This window comes from Methylophaga frappieri, from assembly GCF_000260965.1.
Taxonomy (GTDB): Bacteria; Pseudomonadota; Gammaproteobacteria; order Nitrosococcales; family Methylophagaceae; genus Methylophaga; species Methylophaga frappieri.
In genome coordinates, this window is sequence record NC_017856.1 from 1,547,353 (window position 1) to 1,562,484 (window position 15,132).

The 15,132-nt window shown below is 55.4% G+C and carries 17 protein-coding genes; 13 read left to right on the plus strand and 4 right to left on the minus strand.

The annotated features are described in order from the left end of the window. Positions 1-8 precede the first annotated feature (8 nt). The 8 genes from Q7C_RS07385 to Q7C_RS07420 all read left to right on the plus strand — a co-directional run bounded on the left by Q7C_RS07385 (position 9) and on the right by Q7C_RS07420 (position 7,204). Positions 9-239 (plus strand): TIGR03758 family integrating conjugative element protein, encoded by a 231-nt coding sequence (locus tag Q7C_RS07385; protein WP_014704108.1) that lies wholly within the window; start codon positions 9-11, stop codon positions 237-239. 111 nt (positions 240-350) lie between these two features. Continuing rightward, positions 351-728 carry a TIGR03745 family integrating conjugative element membrane protein gene (locus Q7C_RS07390; protein WP_014704109.1) on the plus strand — a complete coding sequence of 126 codons (378 nt, stop codon included), beginning with the start codon at positions 351-353 and terminating at the stop codon, positions 726-728. A gap of 38 nt (positions 729-766) precedes the next feature. After that, a complete protein-coding gene (locus Q7C_RS07395) occupies positions 767-1,147 on the plus strand; it encodes a TIGR03750 family conjugal transfer protein (RefSeq protein WP_014704110.1) in 381 nt (126 codons plus the stop codon). Then, positions 1,119-1,796 (plus strand): PFL_4703 family integrating conjugative element protein, encoded by a 678-nt coding sequence (locus tag Q7C_RS07400; protein WP_014704111.1) that lies wholly within the window; start codon positions 1,119-1,121, stop codon positions 1,794-1,796. The genes Q7C_RS07395 and Q7C_RS07400 overlap by 29 nt, the downstream gene beginning before the upstream one ends. Further along, on the plus strand, positions 1,793-2,614 hold the full coding sequence (locus Q7C_RS07405) for a TIGR03749 family integrating conjugative element protein (protein ID WP_014704112.1): 822 nt from the start codon (positions 1,793-1,795) through the stop codon (positions 2,612-2,614). Before Q7C_RS07400 ends, Q7C_RS07405 begins: the two co-directional genes overlap by 4 nt. Before the next feature lie 32 nt (positions 2,615-2,646). After that, positions 2,647-4,068: a TIGR03752 family integrating conjugative element protein gene (locus tag Q7C_RS07410; RefSeq protein WP_014704113.1), complete on the plus strand. Its 1,422-nt coding sequence runs from the start codon at positions 2,647-2,649 to the stop codon at positions 4,066-4,068. Then, positions 4,013-4,471, plus strand: a complete 459-nt coding sequence (locus tag Q7C_RS07415; RefSeq protein WP_151194740.1) for a TIGR03751 family conjugal transfer lipoprotein — start codon at positions 4,013-4,015, stop codon at positions 4,469-4,471. The genes Q7C_RS07410 and Q7C_RS07415 overlap by 56 nt, the downstream gene beginning before the upstream one ends. Positions 4,472-4,480: 9 nt before the next feature. Then, complete coding sequence (locus Q7C_RS07420) at positions 4,481-7,204, plus strand: conjugative transfer ATPase (protein WP_014704115.1); 2,724 nt, start codon at positions 4,481-4,483, stop codon at positions 7,202-7,204. A gap of 14 nt (positions 7,205-7,218) precedes the next feature. Here Q7C_RS07420 and Q7C_RS07425 read toward each other — a convergent pair whose 3' ends face one another. Further along, positions 7,219-8,046: a nuclease-related domain-containing protein gene (locus tag Q7C_RS07425; protein ID WP_014704116.1), complete on the minus strand. Its 828-nt coding sequence runs from the start codon at positions 8,044-8,046 to the stop codon at positions 7,219-7,221. A gap of 228 nt (positions 8,047-8,274) precedes the next feature. Here Q7C_RS07425 and Q7C_RS07430 point away from each other — a divergent pair, with 228 nt between their 5' ends. Genes Q7C_RS07430 through Q7C_RS07450 form a run of 5 tightly spaced genes read left to right on the plus strand, consistent with a single transcriptional unit; the run spans position 8,275 to position 12,945 of the window. Beyond that, entirely contained in the window at positions 8,275-8,646 is a 372-nt protein-coding gene (locus Q7C_RS07430; protein WP_202946500.1) for a TIGR03757 family integrating conjugative element protein, read from the plus strand. Further along, positions 8,643-9,668 (plus strand): TIGR03756 family integrating conjugative element protein, encoded by a 1,026-nt coding sequence (locus tag Q7C_RS07435; protein WP_014704118.1) that lies wholly within the window; start codon positions 8,643-8,645, stop codon positions 9,666-9,668. Before Q7C_RS07430 ends, Q7C_RS07435 begins: the two co-directional genes overlap by 4 nt. After that, positions 9,665-11,005 (plus strand): integrating conjugative element protein, encoded by a 1,341-nt coding sequence (locus tag Q7C_RS07440; RefSeq protein ID WP_014704119.1) that lies wholly within the window; start codon positions 9,665-9,667, stop codon positions 11,003-11,005. The genes Q7C_RS07435 and Q7C_RS07440 overlap by 4 nt, the downstream gene beginning before the upstream one ends. 40 nt (positions 11,006-11,045) lie before the next feature. After that, complete coding sequence (locus tag Q7C_RS07445) at positions 11,046-11,363, plus strand: hypothetical protein (protein WP_014704120.1); 318 nt, start codon at positions 11,046-11,048, stop codon at positions 11,361-11,363. A gap of 16 nt (positions 11,364-11,379) precedes the next feature. Then, positions 11,380-12,945: a conjugal transfer protein TraG N-terminal domain-containing protein gene (locus Q7C_RS07450; RefSeq protein ID WP_014704121.1), complete on the plus strand. Its 1,566-nt coding sequence runs from the start codon at positions 11,380-11,382 to the stop codon at positions 12,943-12,945. Here Q7C_RS07450 and Q7C_RS07455 read toward each other — a convergent pair. The 3 genes from Q7C_RS07455 to Q7C_RS07465 all read right to left on the minus strand — a co-directional run bounded on the left by Q7C_RS07455 (position 12,942) and on the right by Q7C_RS07465 (position 14,995). Then, complete coding sequence (locus Q7C_RS07455) at positions 12,942-13,172, minus strand: hypothetical protein (RefSeq protein WP_014704122.1); 231 nt, start codon at positions 13,170-13,172, stop codon at positions 12,942-12,944. The two genes, Q7C_RS07450 and Q7C_RS07455, sit on opposite strands and share 4 nt — an antisense overlap. Further along, positions 13,169-13,339, minus strand: a complete 171-nt coding sequence (locus Q7C_RS07460) for a hypothetical protein (protein ID WP_014704123.1) — start codon at positions 13,337-13,339, stop codon at positions 13,169-13,171. Before Q7C_RS07460 ends, Q7C_RS07455 begins: the two co-directional genes overlap by 4 nt. A 135-nt stretch (positions 13,340-13,474) precedes the next feature. Next, on the minus strand, positions 13,475-14,995 hold the full coding sequence (locus tag Q7C_RS07465; protein WP_014704124.1) for a hypothetical protein: 1,521 nt from the start codon (positions 14,993-14,995) through the stop codon (positions 13,475-13,477). Positions 14,996-15,132: the final 137 nt, after the last annotated feature.

The following is a 15,132-nucleotide window of genomic DNA, read 5'->3' on the forward strand; positions in this document are numbered from 1 at the left end:
GTCTCGTCATGAACGCCGCACAACAAACAGCCTTTCAAGCCGGTTCCGGTATTACCCCGGCCACCATGCTGACGGCCATCGCGTCGATGGTGTTGGTGTTGGCGTTTGTCTGGGTGATTTGGGTAGCGTTAGGAACTTTTCGGGCCTGGCAGGAAGGGCAGGCCACGCTCTTTGATCTGACCTGGAGCACCCTGCGGGCAAGCATTGTGTTGATGGTTTTGGGTTTCTATTTGCGGTGAGTCGATCGAGTTGAGACCGAGAAAGTCCGGTAAGGGCAAACGGCGATGCAGCGCAGTGGGATGCGGGGATGGTTCCCCTTTTTATCAGCGTTACAGAAGAGGACATTTGTTATGGACACATCAAATACAAAAAGCGGTTTCAACAAGAAATCTGTTGCCATCCGCAAGTCGCTATCGGCAGCGGTCGCGGGGCTATTACCACTGCCGCTCTGGGCGGCGTTGCCGACGCCGGTTGCGCCGAGTACGGCGCCGCCAGCGGGTGACTGGATCGGCTTGATTCAGGGCTACATCAAAGACGGCGGCTTGGTACTCGGACTGGCCATCGCTGTACTGGGTTTTCTCTGGATCGCCTACCTAGGCTTCGCAAAATTCAATGAAGCTCGCCAGGGCAAGGCAGAGTGGGCTGAAGTCGGTGTGCTGGGGATTGTCGGCGCGATCGTGCTGATCTTTGCCAGCTATCTGCTCACAGAAGCGGCCGGCGTTATTTAACACCCGACGTCAATATCAACTTGCCGTAGGAGACGCGAATGTCCAACGACCATGAAATTCTGGCGGATCGGCTCAATGCCGAGCCCGCCATTTTTAAGGGTTGCTCATCTTCTGAGCTGGGCATGATTGTGGGGTTAGCCATTGTGATATGGCTGCCCCTCAGTCTGTTGCTGGCCTGGTTGCTGGGTGCCATCACCATGGGTTTTGGTATTGCCGGTGTCGGTGTGGTGGCCACTGTAGTCACTCTGGCGACGCTCTTTCAGCGTATCAAACGCGGCCGGCCTGAAGGCTATTACCAGCAATGGCTGCGTATTCGTCTGCAGACGATGGGGCTGTATCGCACGCCCTGGGTACTACGCAGCGGTTCCTGGGATATAGGGAGAACGCACTATGCGCCGCTACCGACTCGAAATCGATAACGTGCGGTCCCATTTGCGCTCCCTGTGGGTCGTGATTGGCTTGCAAGGGATGATCATTCTCGCGCTCTGGATCGGCTGGAGCCAGGCACCCAAGCAGCTGCGTGTTTATGTGCCACCTGATCTGCGGTCGGGTGCTGTTCTGGCGGCCGAAGAAGTGCCTCCGGCCAATGTCTATGCCTTTGCGTTCTACATTTTCCAGCAGCTCAATCGCTGGCCAGAAAACGGCGCAACGGATTACGGCAGCGCAATTTTTCGGCTCTCGCCCTACCTGACACCGCGCTACCGCAATGACCTGATCGCCGATATGGAACTCAAAGCCCGGCGCGGCGAGTTGGCCTACCGGGTGCGCGGTGTCCATGAAGTGCCGGGGCACGGCTACGAGGAGCGCCGCGTCGATGTGTTATCGCCCGATGTCTGGATTGTCTGGCTGGATCTGGATCTGCTGGAGTCCGTGAAAGGCATGACCGTCAAGCAAACCACGATTCGCTACCCGATTCGGGTGGTGCGTCAGGCTATCGATCCGGAAACCAATCCCTGGGGCCTGGCACTCGATGGGTACTCTAGCGACGGCCCGCGTCGATTAACCGAAGCCGAGTTGGCTGAACCCAGCGTGACTGGCGCCATTACCAATAAGGAATCCTCCCAATGAATTCTCGTGATTTCTTTACGCCATTGAGATGGATCGCTTTGCTCGGTCTCTGTTTCCCGCTGCTGTCCTTTGCACAAGTCGATGATGCGGCTCCGAACGTTCCAGAACGCGTTGTCTGGAACAAAGCGCCCATCGCAATTCCGTTGGTCGTTGGTGAAGAGCGCCAGGTGCATTTTCCGGATTCGGTGAGCATCGGCCTGCCGCAGTCACTGACACCGTTGCTGCGCAGCCAAAGCATCAACGGCACTCTATACCTGTTGGCCAGGCAAGCCTTTGAGCCCACCCGTGTCATGGTGCGCTCGGAAACCGACGGCCCAATCTACGTCCTCGATATTTCAGCAGCGCCAGGCGGAGCAGGCGGTCGATCATTGCCGGATGTGCAGGTACTGCTGAAATCACCACAGGATTTGTCGGAAGATGCTGGTGCCGATCAGTCAACTTCGGACAAGCAATCACAGTCTTTGGGTTATGCCGCTTTAACCCGGTATGCCGCGCAACAACTCTATGCGCCAACACGACTGATCCCCCGGCAGCCGGGCGTGGTTGCCGTACCCGTAAACCCCGAACCGGTCGATCTTGTAGTGGGCGGCAAGATCGAAGCCGTGCCGGTTGCTGCCTGGAAGGCGGGTTTGCGTTACGTCACTGCCGTCAAGCTGATCAATCGTACCCAAAGCCCCGTCGTGCTGGATCCACGCGAACTGCGCGGGTCATGGCTGGCGGCAACCTTTCAGCACAATCGCCTGTTACCCGCTGGCAGTGAGGCCGATACCACAGCCGTCTATCTGGTGTCGGATCGGCGCTTTGATGCGGCCTTTTGATGTGGCGCTTTGAGAGAGGATAGGAATCCACCATGTCGATGGTCACCAGTAATCGTTTGTTACCACTTCTTGCCGGTTCCGTTGTGCTGATGGCGGTGGTCGTCGCGGTGAAGTCCTGTTCCCCGAGTGACCATCAACCCCAGCTGTTGGAAGCCGTGCCACAGGCACCGAAACCGGATGCCGATACCCCGGCGGATACCATCAAGACACTGACGGCCAATGTCAGCGCCATGACTTCGGAGCTCAACGCCTTGCGCCGGGATAACACCGCACTCAAACAGGAAAACCGCGATTTGATCGAAGACCGAAAGCAGATCGAGAACAACGTGTTGTCGAGAGTGCAGACAGCCTTGGAGGCAAAGCGTAGCGACGCCGCGCCAAGCGAAACCACGTCGGCCATCGCCGCGTTGACGGCGAGGGTGGATTCCCTGGCCAACCGCTTTGGGACATCATCGACACAGCGGTCTTCCACGGGTTCTGATATTCCGGTCGGGCTCGGTCTGGATGGTGTCAGAGGATCATCTGCGGAAGCGGAATCGCTGGTGTGGGTCAGCCCTCTCGAACTCACTCCGTCAGCTGACAATGATAAGGAGACGATGCTCAACCGCTTCAGTCGCGGCAGCCGCAATGCGTTAGATAGCGCCGGTCCGGAAGTGAAATCGCTGGTAACGAAAGGATCTGAAGCCCTCAATACCGCTCTGCCGGTCTACACCGTGCCGCGCAATGCCACCCTGATTGGATCAACTGGCATGACCGCCTTGGTGGGCAGGGTGCCGATTCAGGGACAGGTGCGCGACCCCATGCCGTTCAAGGTGATTACCGGCAAAGAAAACCTCGCCGCCAATGGACTGCGCATTCCAGGCATTGAAGGCATGATCTGGAGTGGAACGGCAGTTGGCGACTGGACGCTCTCCTGTGTGACCGGAAAGCTGGAATCGGTGACCTTCGTGTTCGAGGACGGCACCATTCAGACCCTCTCCAGCGATGACAACCAACGGGGTGGTTCCAGTGGAAGCAGCGATAGACCGCTGGGCTGGATCTCCGATGCACGGGGTATCCCTTGTATCACGGGCGAACGCAAGACCAACGCACCCGCATTCCTGACACAGCGCATTGGCGTGATGGCTCTCGAAGCGGCTGGTGAAGCGGCAGCACAGGCCGAAACCACAACGCTGATCAATGATTCAGGCTCGGCCACCAGTGTGGTCTCTGGTGAGACCGGTAAATACGTACTGGGCAAAACCCTGAGCGGCGGTAGCGACGAAGTCGCCCAGTGGCTGCGGGAGCGTCAGGCACAGAGCTTCGATGCGGTCTTCGTGCCCGCCGGTGTCGAGCTGGCAATCCACGTTGATCATGAACTCCCCATCGATTTCCATTCCAACGGCAGGAAACTTCATCATGAAACCCATCTTTTCCAGCAAGCGACGATTACCACTGGTTCTGGTCTGGACTAGCGCCTTGATGGTCGGCTGCGCCAGTACTAAAGAGACAGTACTACCGCAGGACGGCCCGACCATGAAGTCCATTTACGATCAGCACATGGTGGATGTTCAGAAGCCAGACCATCGGCGAGTCATCGGTGGTCAGCCGTTACCGCAATCCGGTATCGACCACTACCAGGGCTTTGTGCGAGAGGCCGCTAATGAAATCGACACGGTATTTCCCCGTCTGCCGAATCCTACGCTGGTGATGTATATCTTTCCCCACCTGTCGGGCAGTGAGCGCACCCCGGTACCAGGTTATGTCACCACCTTTCCCTTCTATGAAAAGGTGGAGTACGCCTTACCGGGAGAAGTGCCGGGGGAAGTACCTGGTGAATCGTCCGCAACGGCCAATCATTCGACGTTGGATCAGTAGGAACGCTTGATGCCAAAACATAAACCTAACCTTCCCGAGGGTGCGCCCTTAACCACTGCCGCGGTCAAACAACACTATACCCGCCCGCCGTCGTTTACCGATTTGCTGCCTTGGATGGAATACATTCCCGAGAGTAGAGCTTTTCTGTTAGAGGATGGGGTCAGCCTCGGCGCGCTGTTCGAGGTGCAGCCGGTCGGTTGTGAGGCAAGGACGCCAGCCTTTATGACCCAGCTGCGTGACGCCATTCAAACGGCAATCAACGAGGCCATTCCCGAGCGCGACGATGCGCCTTGGGTATTGCAGATCTATGTGCAGGACGAGCCCAGGCTAACTCAATTCAATGAGTCGTTGGCCCGTTATCCGTCGCCGGCGGTTCGTGCTTCGGATTACTCTCAACATTACCAGTCGGTGATGTCGAAGCACCTGCAAGCGATTTCCCGACCGGGTGGGTTGTTTGACGATACCACCGTCACCGGTTCGCGTTGGCAGGGGCAGCAACGGCGGATCCGCGTTGTGCTCTACCGCCGTTTGAAAAGCAACGGCAAAATGCCACCCGCTGTTGAAGTGGAGGAGGCGCTCAATGACGTGGCCACCAAATGGATCGCCTCACTGACCTCTGCCGGAATCAACGCCCAACGGGTCAATGGTCAGGCGTTTTATCATTGGTTGCTGAGCTGGTTCAATCCCAATCCACCGCTGGCAGACGGTAATCCAGAATCAATGCTCCAGTTGGCACCCTATCCGGGCGATGACAATTTACCCTTCGGCTATGACTTTGCCGAACAGCTGACCCTGTCGATGCCCCGTTCCGACGAGACAACAGCGACTTGGCTCTTCGATAACTTGCCTCATACGGTGGTGACCATTCAAAGTCTGCGGCGGGCGCCAGATATAGGGCACTTCACGGCGGAACGCCAGGCCGGGGATCAGGTGTATTCGCTGTTCGATCGTTTACCCGAGCACACCATCATGGCGATAACTCTCACGCTCAAACCGCAAGACACTACCCGCAATCACATTGCCCAGATCAAGCGTGCTTCGGTAGGCGATTCCGCTGAGGCGTCGATCACCCGGGAAGATGCGGAACACGTGGAGCGGGAAATGGCGCAGGGGAACAAGCTGTATCCCGTGAGCATGGCCTTCTATGTGCGCGGAGATAATCAAAAGGCGCTACGGAACAATTTGAATCGTCTCCACGCGCTGCTTTTGCCCAATGGTCTGCAGCCCATTGCCCAGGAAGCTGACCTGCTGTCGCTCGACAGTTACATCCGTAACCTGCCCATGGCCTACGACGCCGACCTGGACAAATCCCGCCGACGCTCGCGGCTGATCTTCTCTCGGCATATTGCCAATATGGTACCGTTCTACGGCCGTTCCCGTGGCACCGGTCATCCCGGCCTGGTGTTCTACAACCGGGGCGCCGAACCGCTGGTCTTCGACCCGTTGCACAGGGATGACCGTAAGAAAAACGCCCACATGCTGATCCTTGGGCCGACGGGGGCGGGCAAGTCGGCACTGTTGGTATATCTGCTGCAGCAGATGATGGCACGGCATCGGCCACGGTTTTTTATTATCGAGGCAGGGGCTTCGTTTTCGTTGCTGGGGCAGCATTTTGCGCATCACGGTCTGTCAGTGAACCAGATCACCCTGAACCCTAATGTCGATGTTAGCCTGCCGCCTTTCGCCGATGCGCTTCGACTTCTGGATCGGCGTCACGCGTTTAATCCACTCGATGTCGATGTATCCACAATGGAGGAGACGTTAGACGAAGATGATGAGATCGAGGAGGAAGGGGGCGGTCGCGATATCCTCGGCGAAATGGAGATCGCTGCACGTATCATGATTACCGGCGGCGATGAACGCGAAGACGCGCGATTGACCCGGGCCGACCGACTGCTGATCCGCAATGCCATATTCCTTGCCGCAAAAACCGTGAAAGAGACCAGTCGAACCCAGGTGATTACCCAGGATGTGGTCAACGCCTTCCAGACCATCGCCACCAACAGGGAATTGCCCGAACACCGGCGTAATCGAGCCCTGGAAATGGGGGATGGTATGGCGTTGTTCTGTTCGGGCCTGGCGGGCCACTTCTTCAACCGGCCGGGACAGTCCTGGCCTGAAGCCGATGTCACTATCCTCGAAATGGGCATGTTGGCCAGAGAGGGCTACGAGGATCAGCTCACCGTCGCCTACCTGTCCATGATGAGCCATATCAATGACCTGGTGGAACGTCATCAACATGACGATCGGCCCACGCTGGTGGTGACTGACGAAGGCCACATCATTACCACCAATCCCTTGCTGGCGCGCTACGTGGTCAAGATCACCAAAATGTGGCGCAAGCTCGGTGCCTGGTTCTGGATCGCCACCCAGAATCTGGAAGACTTTCCGGATGCCAGCCGCAAGATGCTCAACATGATGGAGTGGTGGCTGTGCCTGGTCATGCCGAAAGAAGAGGTGGAGCAGATCGCCCGCTTCAAGGATCTCAATGACGAACAGCGCAACCTCCTGTTGTCTGCCCGCAAGGAGCCGGGAAAATACGTGGAAGGAGTCGTCCTGGCCGACAAGGTCGAAGCGCTGTTCCGCAACGTACCGCCAGCCTTATCGCTCGCCCTGGCCATGACCGAAAAGCATGAGAAGGCTGAACGTGCAGCGATTATGCGTGAGAAGAACTGCTCGGAGCTGGAGGCGGTTTACGAGATCGCCAAGCGTATCGAGCAGTCTCGTGCGTAGCAGTTTTACTGATCTCAGGGGTGTTTCACGACTCCACGGCAGGCCGGATAGGTTGCGCATCCCCAAAATTGATTGCCGGCGTTTTGTCCCTTTCTGGCCGTTCTTGGCACCATCGTACCGCCACACTTTGGGCACTGTTTTTGACTTTGGGGCGTCGTTGACGCTGTGACTGACGGCACGACTGCGGGGGCGGCTGGCGGTGAGGGAGCCTTCTTCTGGCGCAAATGCTTGACGTGCTGTCGGTTGGTGGTAAACCCCCGCTGTAATCTCAGCTGTTCGATTTGTGCCGTCATAGTATCCACGGCGGCCTGGCTGAGGATCACTTCGCGCCGCGCTTTGATATACCGGATATACCCACCGGCATAAACCACATTCTCGGGCAACTCCGTCTTGAACGTCGAATCACCGACAAACACCACCAGCGAGTGAATCGCGGAAGCCGGAATATTCAGCAGGGTTTCCAGGGTTTTGACGTGTTTATAGTTCTGGTGCAGTGGGTTCTGAAATTTATGGGTGTGTTTGTAGATTTTCTGGGTCCAGGTTTTCTGGTTGGCCGAGCCGAATATCCAGCCCTTCATATTTTTGGTTTCAATTACGAATACGCCGTAGCGCGACACAATGATGTGGTCGATCTGTGTGGTGCCATCATCGGTTTGTAATGTCACATCCTTGATCAGGCGGTATTCGTCCTTTGGAAGAAACAGTCGTGCGGCCGTATTCACCAGAAACTCACCGGTAATGCCTTTGAACCAGGGGGACTTGAGAACACCTGCCAGGATGGCGAGAGGTATGAGGTACCACAGCGCGCCGTAGACCTGTTGGATGATGGGGCTGAAATCCATTCCTGTATTTCTTCCGTTACGAATGTCCCGCCATTATAGGAATGTCGCCTCTGGTCGGCCAGAAACATCGACGCTTCATGTCTGGATTTTCCGTTTATCCCCCACCGTCAATCCTTCAGCATGAATGCTCTGTCAAAGGTATGTGGATCCGGATGGCCGCCAGTGAATATTGCAAGAGCTCATCTCATTCTTTCGATCGGTCTAACAGGGGTGCTCTGTGAGCCGGTTTTGGCTGACGAACCCTCAACTGCGATCGAGGTATTTACCGATTCAATGAACCCGGTCGCGAATAATGCGGACGGTATAACGGTGTACTACATAGACCGTATTGATCGACTTCAGAAGGAACTCTCCAAAGACTTGCCAGCGAATCCCGAAGTTGCAAAACAGACAGCCCTCCATCGCTTTCAGCGTATGGACAATAAACTCAGCCATGAACTGGAAAACGCCGCTAACGGTTTGGTGCAGGCGATGCAGTACGGCATTGATCGCTACCCGGCCATTGTCTTCGATGGCAATGCGGTGGTTTACGGCATCACTGACATTCGAGCGGCAACCCAACGGTATCGGCAGTGGCAGGCCGGGGAGGCTCGACCATGATGCGCGCTATCCGCCGTTGTGGATTCATCCTGCTGATGTGTGCGCCGCTCATGAGCCATGCTGGAACCATCTCCACCACGGAAATCGTCTCCCAGACCACGAGTGCCGCGCTCAGCTGTATGCGCTGGATGCCCGTGGGGATGTGCTTTTGGCTGCGCTGTTCCATTTACGAATGCGATGTCGAGACCTCAATCAAAGTTGGCCATTACCAGCCGGATGCGGTGGTGAGCAGTTACAACGAACTTGGTAGCAATCCCTGGACAGAGATTCGCAGCATTCTTGGAGCCGCCCAAAGTTCCGCCGCGACAGGACTGCTCGGTAGCTTGCTGGCCGTGCCCATCGAGAGCGCCGGGAATCGAACGGAAGGTGGGCAGGGCAACAAGGATCACCGCAATCTGATCTTTCGGGAGACCGATGTCATTGGCCACCCTTTAGGTTCGCTGTCGGGTGTCCTCGCTGGTACCGGCTATTTGTGTGAATCGGAAACCACCTCCTTTTATCCCTATTTCATGTCGAGCCTGGATGCACTCTCCTGGCGGATGGAAATCCCGGAGATGTTCTATCCAGCGAGCCTGATCCCCGGTCTGCGGGAAATCGGTAATTGGCCATCGCAAACCTGGGGTGGTGTCTACCCCAGAACAGGCTGGACCACACAGGCAGAGGAACCCAAGGCCGCAGCAATCAATGCGCAGCGAGCCGGGGATATCGTGACCCGGAACGGTCAGCCGCACATTTACGATCAGATCGAACCGTCTTCCAGCTCCGACCAGCGGATTTGGTCGCCGGGTCCATTGGTTGAAGACGATCCCGCCACCGGTGAGTGGCAGATGTTGCTCCCCAAAGCAGAATCAAGCTGCGCTGTTTTTGGCACCAACGATCTCGCTAGCGCCAATGGTTGGGGTGGTGGCCGCGTGGACGAGGAGGGTGATTACGCCTGGAACCTGTGGAGGCCTTATCAGTGCTGTGAAAAAGAAGGTCAGTTTTTTCTGTTCGACATCAACTGGATCGATTACCCGCCATGATCAAACACAACCCTATTCACTGTCTGCTGATCGCTTTGGCCGTCGCTATTGTCCCCGACAGCTATGCCGCTCAGGCGCCCACGGAAGATGGGCTGTGGTATTACGAGATCGGTGGCGCCGAACCGGTCTCGGTACCGGCCAATCCTGCTGTGGTCTCCACGACATTGGGAGGCTCTGCCCAACTGGGACTCGGCTACAGCTGCGGCAAGTTCGATCCGGTGGCGGCGGTCACCAATACCCTGAACGACATCGGTTCCGGTGTCGACAACATGATGAACGCCATGACGGCAGCGGCCACCAGTGCTATTGCGTCGTTACCGGCGCTCATTCTGCAACGAGCCAACCCCGGCCTGTACGATCTCTTCCAGAATGCCCTGATCAAGGCCGAAGAAACCATGCAGCTGGCGACCAAATCCTGTGAGCAGATGGAGGCCGAAATCGCCCAAGGCAAGAACCCCTACGCCGATCTGATCACTCTATCCAAAGGCAACGACTGGAAGGTGCAAATGGGTATAGGCGGCAATGATGCCGTCACCGCCAAAGATACGGTGGAATCCTCTAACGGCGATAACGGTGTGCCCTGGATCGGCGGGCAGGCCGGAGGAACCGGCCAGCCAGTGCTGGAGTTCACCGGCGATATCGTCGAGGCTGGTTACAACATCAATATGAATCGCGCCGTGACTGACGCCAGTCCAGTACCGGCCGCATCGGCCACCCATCTGTCGGAAATCTGGGGGTCGCCTGCCGAAGCCCGGGACTGGACCGTGGATGTGGTGGGCGAGAATATCGTCACTACCTGCGATACCTGCCGCAAGGACAGCATTCCCGGTACGGGCCTGCTGCCGAAGCTCTATCAGGAATCCGCCACCGTCACCACCGAGATCCAGAACCTGGTCAGTGGCGCGACACCACCCACTCTGGCTAACCTGGACCAGATCACCGCCCCCGGCGTGGCCATTACCCGCCAGGTGATCGAAGCGATCCGCGAGATGCCTGCCTCAGAGCAGAGCCTGATCATGGGCCGACTGGTCTCCGAGATCAGCACTGCGCGCACGGTCGAGAAGGCACTGTACGCCCGCCGTCTGCTGCTGTCGGGGCGGCAGGTGCCCGAAGTCTATGCCACCGAAGTGGCCCGCGAGCATGCCGACAACTCCATCGCCGAGCTCGATAAAGAAATCGAAAACCTGCTGTTTGAAACCCGTGTGCGCAAAGAAGTGGTGTCCGACACCGTTGCCACATTACTGGAGCGAGCGGCTGCCAAACGGCAGAGTTCACTTACCGTACCGGAAGTGCCGACCCTGGATCCCAATCCGTTGCGAGGTGGGCGTGTTCAATAACCTCCGATCACGGCGAAAAAACTTTCTGCTATGCACCACCATGGCTGTGTTGCTGACGGGACTGGTGGGGTATCTCCTGATGCATCGATTACAAACGGATTCCGTGCAATCCGTCCAACAATGCATCGATACCTGGCGGACGACACTAACAGCCATGCGCTGGACAGTGATCGCCGTCATTGCCTTTGGCTGGAATCATCTGGTTGCCTGGCTGGCTGATGCGGAGATCCTGAACCGGGCCAAAGCAACCCGGCTAACAGACTTACGCTGGCGCGCCGTCACCTGGTTGGTTTTGCTCGAATTGGTGCTAGGGCAGGGTGTGTTGGTCAACGCCATTGGCTTGATGGTTAGAGCTTGATCGTTGGAGCAGGGCAATGAGTGTCGATAGCTATCTGGAGCTCTTTACTTCCCTTTTTGGCTGGACCTTCTACGGCATTCTGTGGGACGTGCTGGTCAGTACCGGCATCGTCTATCTTCCGTTTCTGGGCATCCTGATCGACAACTGGCGCGAACCGGCGCAGGGCGGTGAGGTGGGCCATGCCAGTGGCCTCTCACTGCGGCGCATGGAGATCGAGCTGTTCATTGCGCTACTAGTGGTTGTGCTGGCCGGGCAACCCGCTGCCCTCACGCCACTCAATGCCGGTACCTTGTCCTACTCGCCGCCGCCGACCTTGCTGAATCCAACGCCAACAACCGTGACTGTCGCGGCCCCACAGAGCACCTATGGCACGACCGGCTTCACGGGTTCTGCCGCAACCGTCAATGTTCCCGTCTGGTGGTACGGTGTGATCGCCCTCAGCTCCGGCCTGAATCACGCCATTGTCGAAGGCCTGCCAACCGTGGCGGATATGCGCACCTTCGAGCAACAAGCACACCTGGCCACCATCGCCGATCCGCGACTCCGGCAGGAGGTGAGCGATTTCTTCAGCCAGTGCTATATCCCGGCCCGCTCCAAATACCAGGCTGAACGACCAAACACAGCGGCCATCAATGGCATTCTCACCACCTACGGCGCCGATGACCCCGACTGGATGGGCTCACACGTCTACCGGGATACCGCAGGCTTCTACGACACCTTGCGACCGGCCAATCAAATCACCGGCTGGGCTTACAACCCGATCAGGGATACCGAATACGATCCCGCGACACCGCCCGCCTGGGGCAAACCCTACTGCAAACAGTGGTGGGAGGATGGAGCCATCGGCCTGCGGGAAAAGCTGATCAACGAGGCGGATGCCACCTCTGCCGGCTTCTCCGGTCTGGTGGTCGCTATTGCGCCGGCACTGGCCAGTGAACAGCAAAACGATGCTGTCGCCAAAACCGTGCTTACCAATGCGCCGCCTTCCTGGTCGAGCAACGAACTGATCGCCAATAATGCCTCCGGCTCGGGCTTGTTTAATACGGCAGGGAATATCGTCAAAGGCGGCCTGGCGACCGGTGGTGTGGTCACCGCATCGGCCCTGTTTTCTGTCACCATGACCGCCGTGCTGCAATCATTGCCGATGGTGCAGGCCATACTGCTGCTGGGCATCTATGCTCTGCTGCCGCTGGTCGTGGTCTTGTCCCGCTACTCCATCGCCATGATGGTAATTGGTGGCATGGCCATCTTCACCATCAAGTTCTGGACAGTGCTCTGGTATCTGGCTATGTGGGTCGATCAGAACCTGATTCTGTCCATGTACCCGGACGTCAATGTCTTCCTGCAGATCTTCGCCAACCCCGGCGAACACGACGCCAAGCGCATGCTGCTGAATATGATTACCACCAGCCTCTATTTGGGATTGCCGTTGCTGTGGAGTGGGATGATGGCGTGGGCAGGTGTGAAAGTAGGGCGGTCGATTGACGCCGCAGCGAGCCCCATCAAGGCTCCCGCGCAGGACGCGGGAAACCAGGGGGGAAGTATCGGGAAAATGGCGCTAACCAAGGGCAAGAAGCGTTAATTTTTTTCGTACCAGCCAGCGGCGTCTGTGCCGTCGTCGAGTTTGCCGGTGCGGTAGTTCATAACGCCTCCACGAACAGTATCAGACGACGTTCTTTCAGCGTCAGTGTCTGCACCTTCAGCGAAAAAACCAAGCACATCGCGTAGAAAATGGCCGATGGCGGCTATAACCGCAAAGGCAGCCAACAATACTCGGCGAGTACGGGGTTTTTCCGCTGTAGCGGTCATGATTCCTCCTCAAACTCCACTGAATTAAAGCGCAGGACGTTACAATTTTCCTTGACCGCGCGTTGCATGGATTCGTCAAATCCGTCACGGCTGCTGGCTTCAATCTCAACCGAAATTTTGACATTGACGCCAAGCTTGGCCGTGAACTGCTGAACGACTTCATCCATGATTGTAGCAAAGTCCATTTTGGCTTTGACCGGGTCAAGCGAGATGGTTCCGTAAAATTGCTTTTTGGTCGCGGCTGGTGTGGGTTGGCTGTTTTGAATGCTCTCGCGCTAGGCCACTACGGCTTTTATTTGCATTTAATTACATTTTGAGCGAATAGCGTTTAAAGCCCATGCTCTGTCAGATGCCGGAGGTGCAGGCCTTTCGCTTAATTTTCTCACAGCTTTGTAATATTCATCAAAATCAGCTTCAAATAATTGGCGCTCTTTACTGCTAAGCACCTTGAGGGCTTCTCTTTCAAAACATAAACAATATTTTTTACTGGGATCATAGGTGTTCATACAGGACCCATACAATGAAGATTTGGATTTACTACTTTCAGCAACAGCGTTCTCTAAAACAATACCCGCCTTTTGCAAAGAAGGCTGTCCTTTTGCTGCGCGCAGAAAGTTTTCCCTTAGCTGGTAAACAGCAGATGTCTCGCAGCCACCTGATGATGCGATAAAGCGAGACAATTGATGGATGGGTTCATTATTGATTGCGCCGCCTAGAACGTCGGATAAACCGCGTCCCCTTGATATCGAAGTATTTGCCTGACTTTGCAGTGTTCGTTTCTGTTGCTGCATAAAGCTGGAGACATCATCTTGATAGGCATCGTAGAGCTCAATGAATTTCGGATCAATCAGTGCGCTACGCTCAACCGGAGTATCCTTATAGCCATCACTGTAAACATTCCATGTGACATATCCTCGCTTTACCGTGTTGGCCGGAAGATAGGGTTTACAGCTATCTGAATAGGCCCATTGCATGGCTGAAAAATATACTTTGAACGTTTTGGATGATGTATCGCTGAAATTACCCTCAAAAACATCCTTGACCGTACCGCTAAATTGAAGACGATCCCAAAACTCCTGATCCTTAACCACTTGTTTTCCGAGCGCTGGGTTAATTTCTGGTTTCGTTATAGCAATTTCAGCCTGACGTTTACTTCGAAGGCTGGCAATCGTAGAAGGCAGTTTCTTTCTTTTTGTATCCTGCGTACCTTTTGCATAATGTATTTTTGGCACCCCTGTTTTTCCAAGTGCCTCATAAGCAGGCCGCATGGGTGATCTTTGATTTTTTCTCTCAAAATTCAAGCCTGTTATCCATTGTTCCGGCTCTTCAAGGTCTGGATTTGGTGATTGCGTGCTTAGTGGTGAGCCGGAGAAATATTCACCTTTCGAATATACAAGAATTCTTAAGTAATTCTTTTCTCGGCGCTCTGGAAACTTCTCATCTACCGGACCAATAATATGCTGATTGACTAGATCAATTTCATTTTGACCGTAGCGCTTTCCTTCAATCGGATTGCCATTATAGTCTTTTATTTGTTGTGGCAGAAAGCTGACAAGCGTTCCATCCGGAGCCGCCTTTCGAAATGCAATCACCCTAAAATTAGCTTTTTTATCACTGGCATCCAAACCGTTAAGAGCATTGTAGTCACTGGTCATATAAACCCCGTAATAGGCGTTCGTTCCGTCCGAATATAAAAGCTTCCCATCAGGTAAATTCCGCTCTTTTAACGGGTTTGCCAGAGCGATGCCGCTAAATTGCATCAGGCAAAGCAGCATGAAGAGAATTTTTTGTCTTAACCTGAGAGGCTTAAATTGATAGCGCATCTATTTGTATTCCATTGTCATGTTCATTTAAGGAGAAAGAACTTCCCTTGTGTTTATAGCTATATAAAATTTATTTGAAAATCAAATAACAGCGGTAACTCAATAAAACGTAACAGAGTCTTTTTCATCCAGTGTGC

Excerpts from the sequence above, each read along its gene's own strand:
- Q7C_RS07385 (WP_014704108.1), top strand. The coding sequence starts at position 9 with ATGAACGCCGCACAACAAACAGCCTTTCAAGCCGGTTCCGGTATTACC.
- Q7C_RS07410 (WP_014704113.1), top strand. The coding sequence starts at position 2,647 with ATGTCGATGGTCACCAGTAATCGTTTGTTACCACTTCTTGCCGGTTCC.
- Q7C_RS07420 (WP_014704115.1), top strand. The coding sequence starts at position 4,481 with ATGCCAAAACATAAACCTAACCTTCCCGAGGGTGCGCCCTTAACCACT.
- Q7C_RS07390 (WP_014704109.1), top strand. The coding sequence starts at position 351 with ATGGACACATCAAATACAAAAAGCGGTTTCAACAAGAAATCTGTTGCC.
- Q7C_RS07425 (WP_014704116.1), bottom strand. The coding sequence starts at position 8,046 with ATGGATTTCAGCCCCATCATCCAACAGGTCTACGGCGCGCTGTGGTAC.
- Q7C_RS07465 (WP_014704124.1), bottom strand. The coding sequence starts at position 14,995 with ATGCGCTATCAATTTAAGCCTCTCAGGTTAAGACAAAAAATTCTCTTC.
- Q7C_RS07460 (WP_014704123.1), bottom strand. The coding sequence starts at position 13,339 with ATGGATGAAGTCGTTCAGCAGTTCACGGCCAAGCTTGGCGTCAATGTC.
- Q7C_RS07400 (WP_014704111.1), top strand. The coding sequence starts at position 1,119 with ATGCGCCGCTACCGACTCGAAATCGATAACGTGCGGTCCCATTTGCGC.
- Q7C_RS07405 (WP_014704112.1), top strand. The coding sequence starts at position 1,793 with ATGAATTCTCGTGATTTCTTTACGCCATTGAGATGGATCGCTTTGCTC.
- Q7C_RS07395 (WP_014704110.1), top strand. The coding sequence starts at position 767 with ATGTCCAACGACCATGAAATTCTGGCGGATCGGCTCAATGCCGAGCCC.
- Q7C_RS07455 (WP_014704122.1), bottom strand. The coding sequence starts at position 13,172 with ATGACCGCTACAGCGGAAAAACCCCGTACTCGCCGAGTATTGTTGGCT.
- Q7C_RS07445 (WP_014704120.1), top strand. The coding sequence starts at position 11,046 with ATGGCTGTGTTGCTGACGGGACTGGTGGGGTATCTCCTGATGCATCGA.
- Q7C_RS07450 (WP_014704121.1), top strand. The coding sequence starts at position 11,380 with ATGAGTGTCGATAGCTATCTGGAGCTCTTTACTTCCCTTTTTGGCTGG.
- Q7C_RS07415 (WP_151194740.1), top strand. The coding sequence starts at position 4,013 with ATGAAACCCATCTTTTCCAGCAAGCGACGATTACCACTGGTTCTGGTC.
- Q7C_RS07440 (WP_014704119.1), top strand. The coding sequence starts at position 9,665 with ATGATCAAACACAACCCTATTCACTGTCTGCTGATCGCTTTGGCCGTC.
- Q7C_RS07435 (WP_014704118.1), top strand. The coding sequence starts at position 8,643 with ATGATGCGCGCTATCCGCCGTTGTGGATTCATCCTGCTGATGTGTGCG.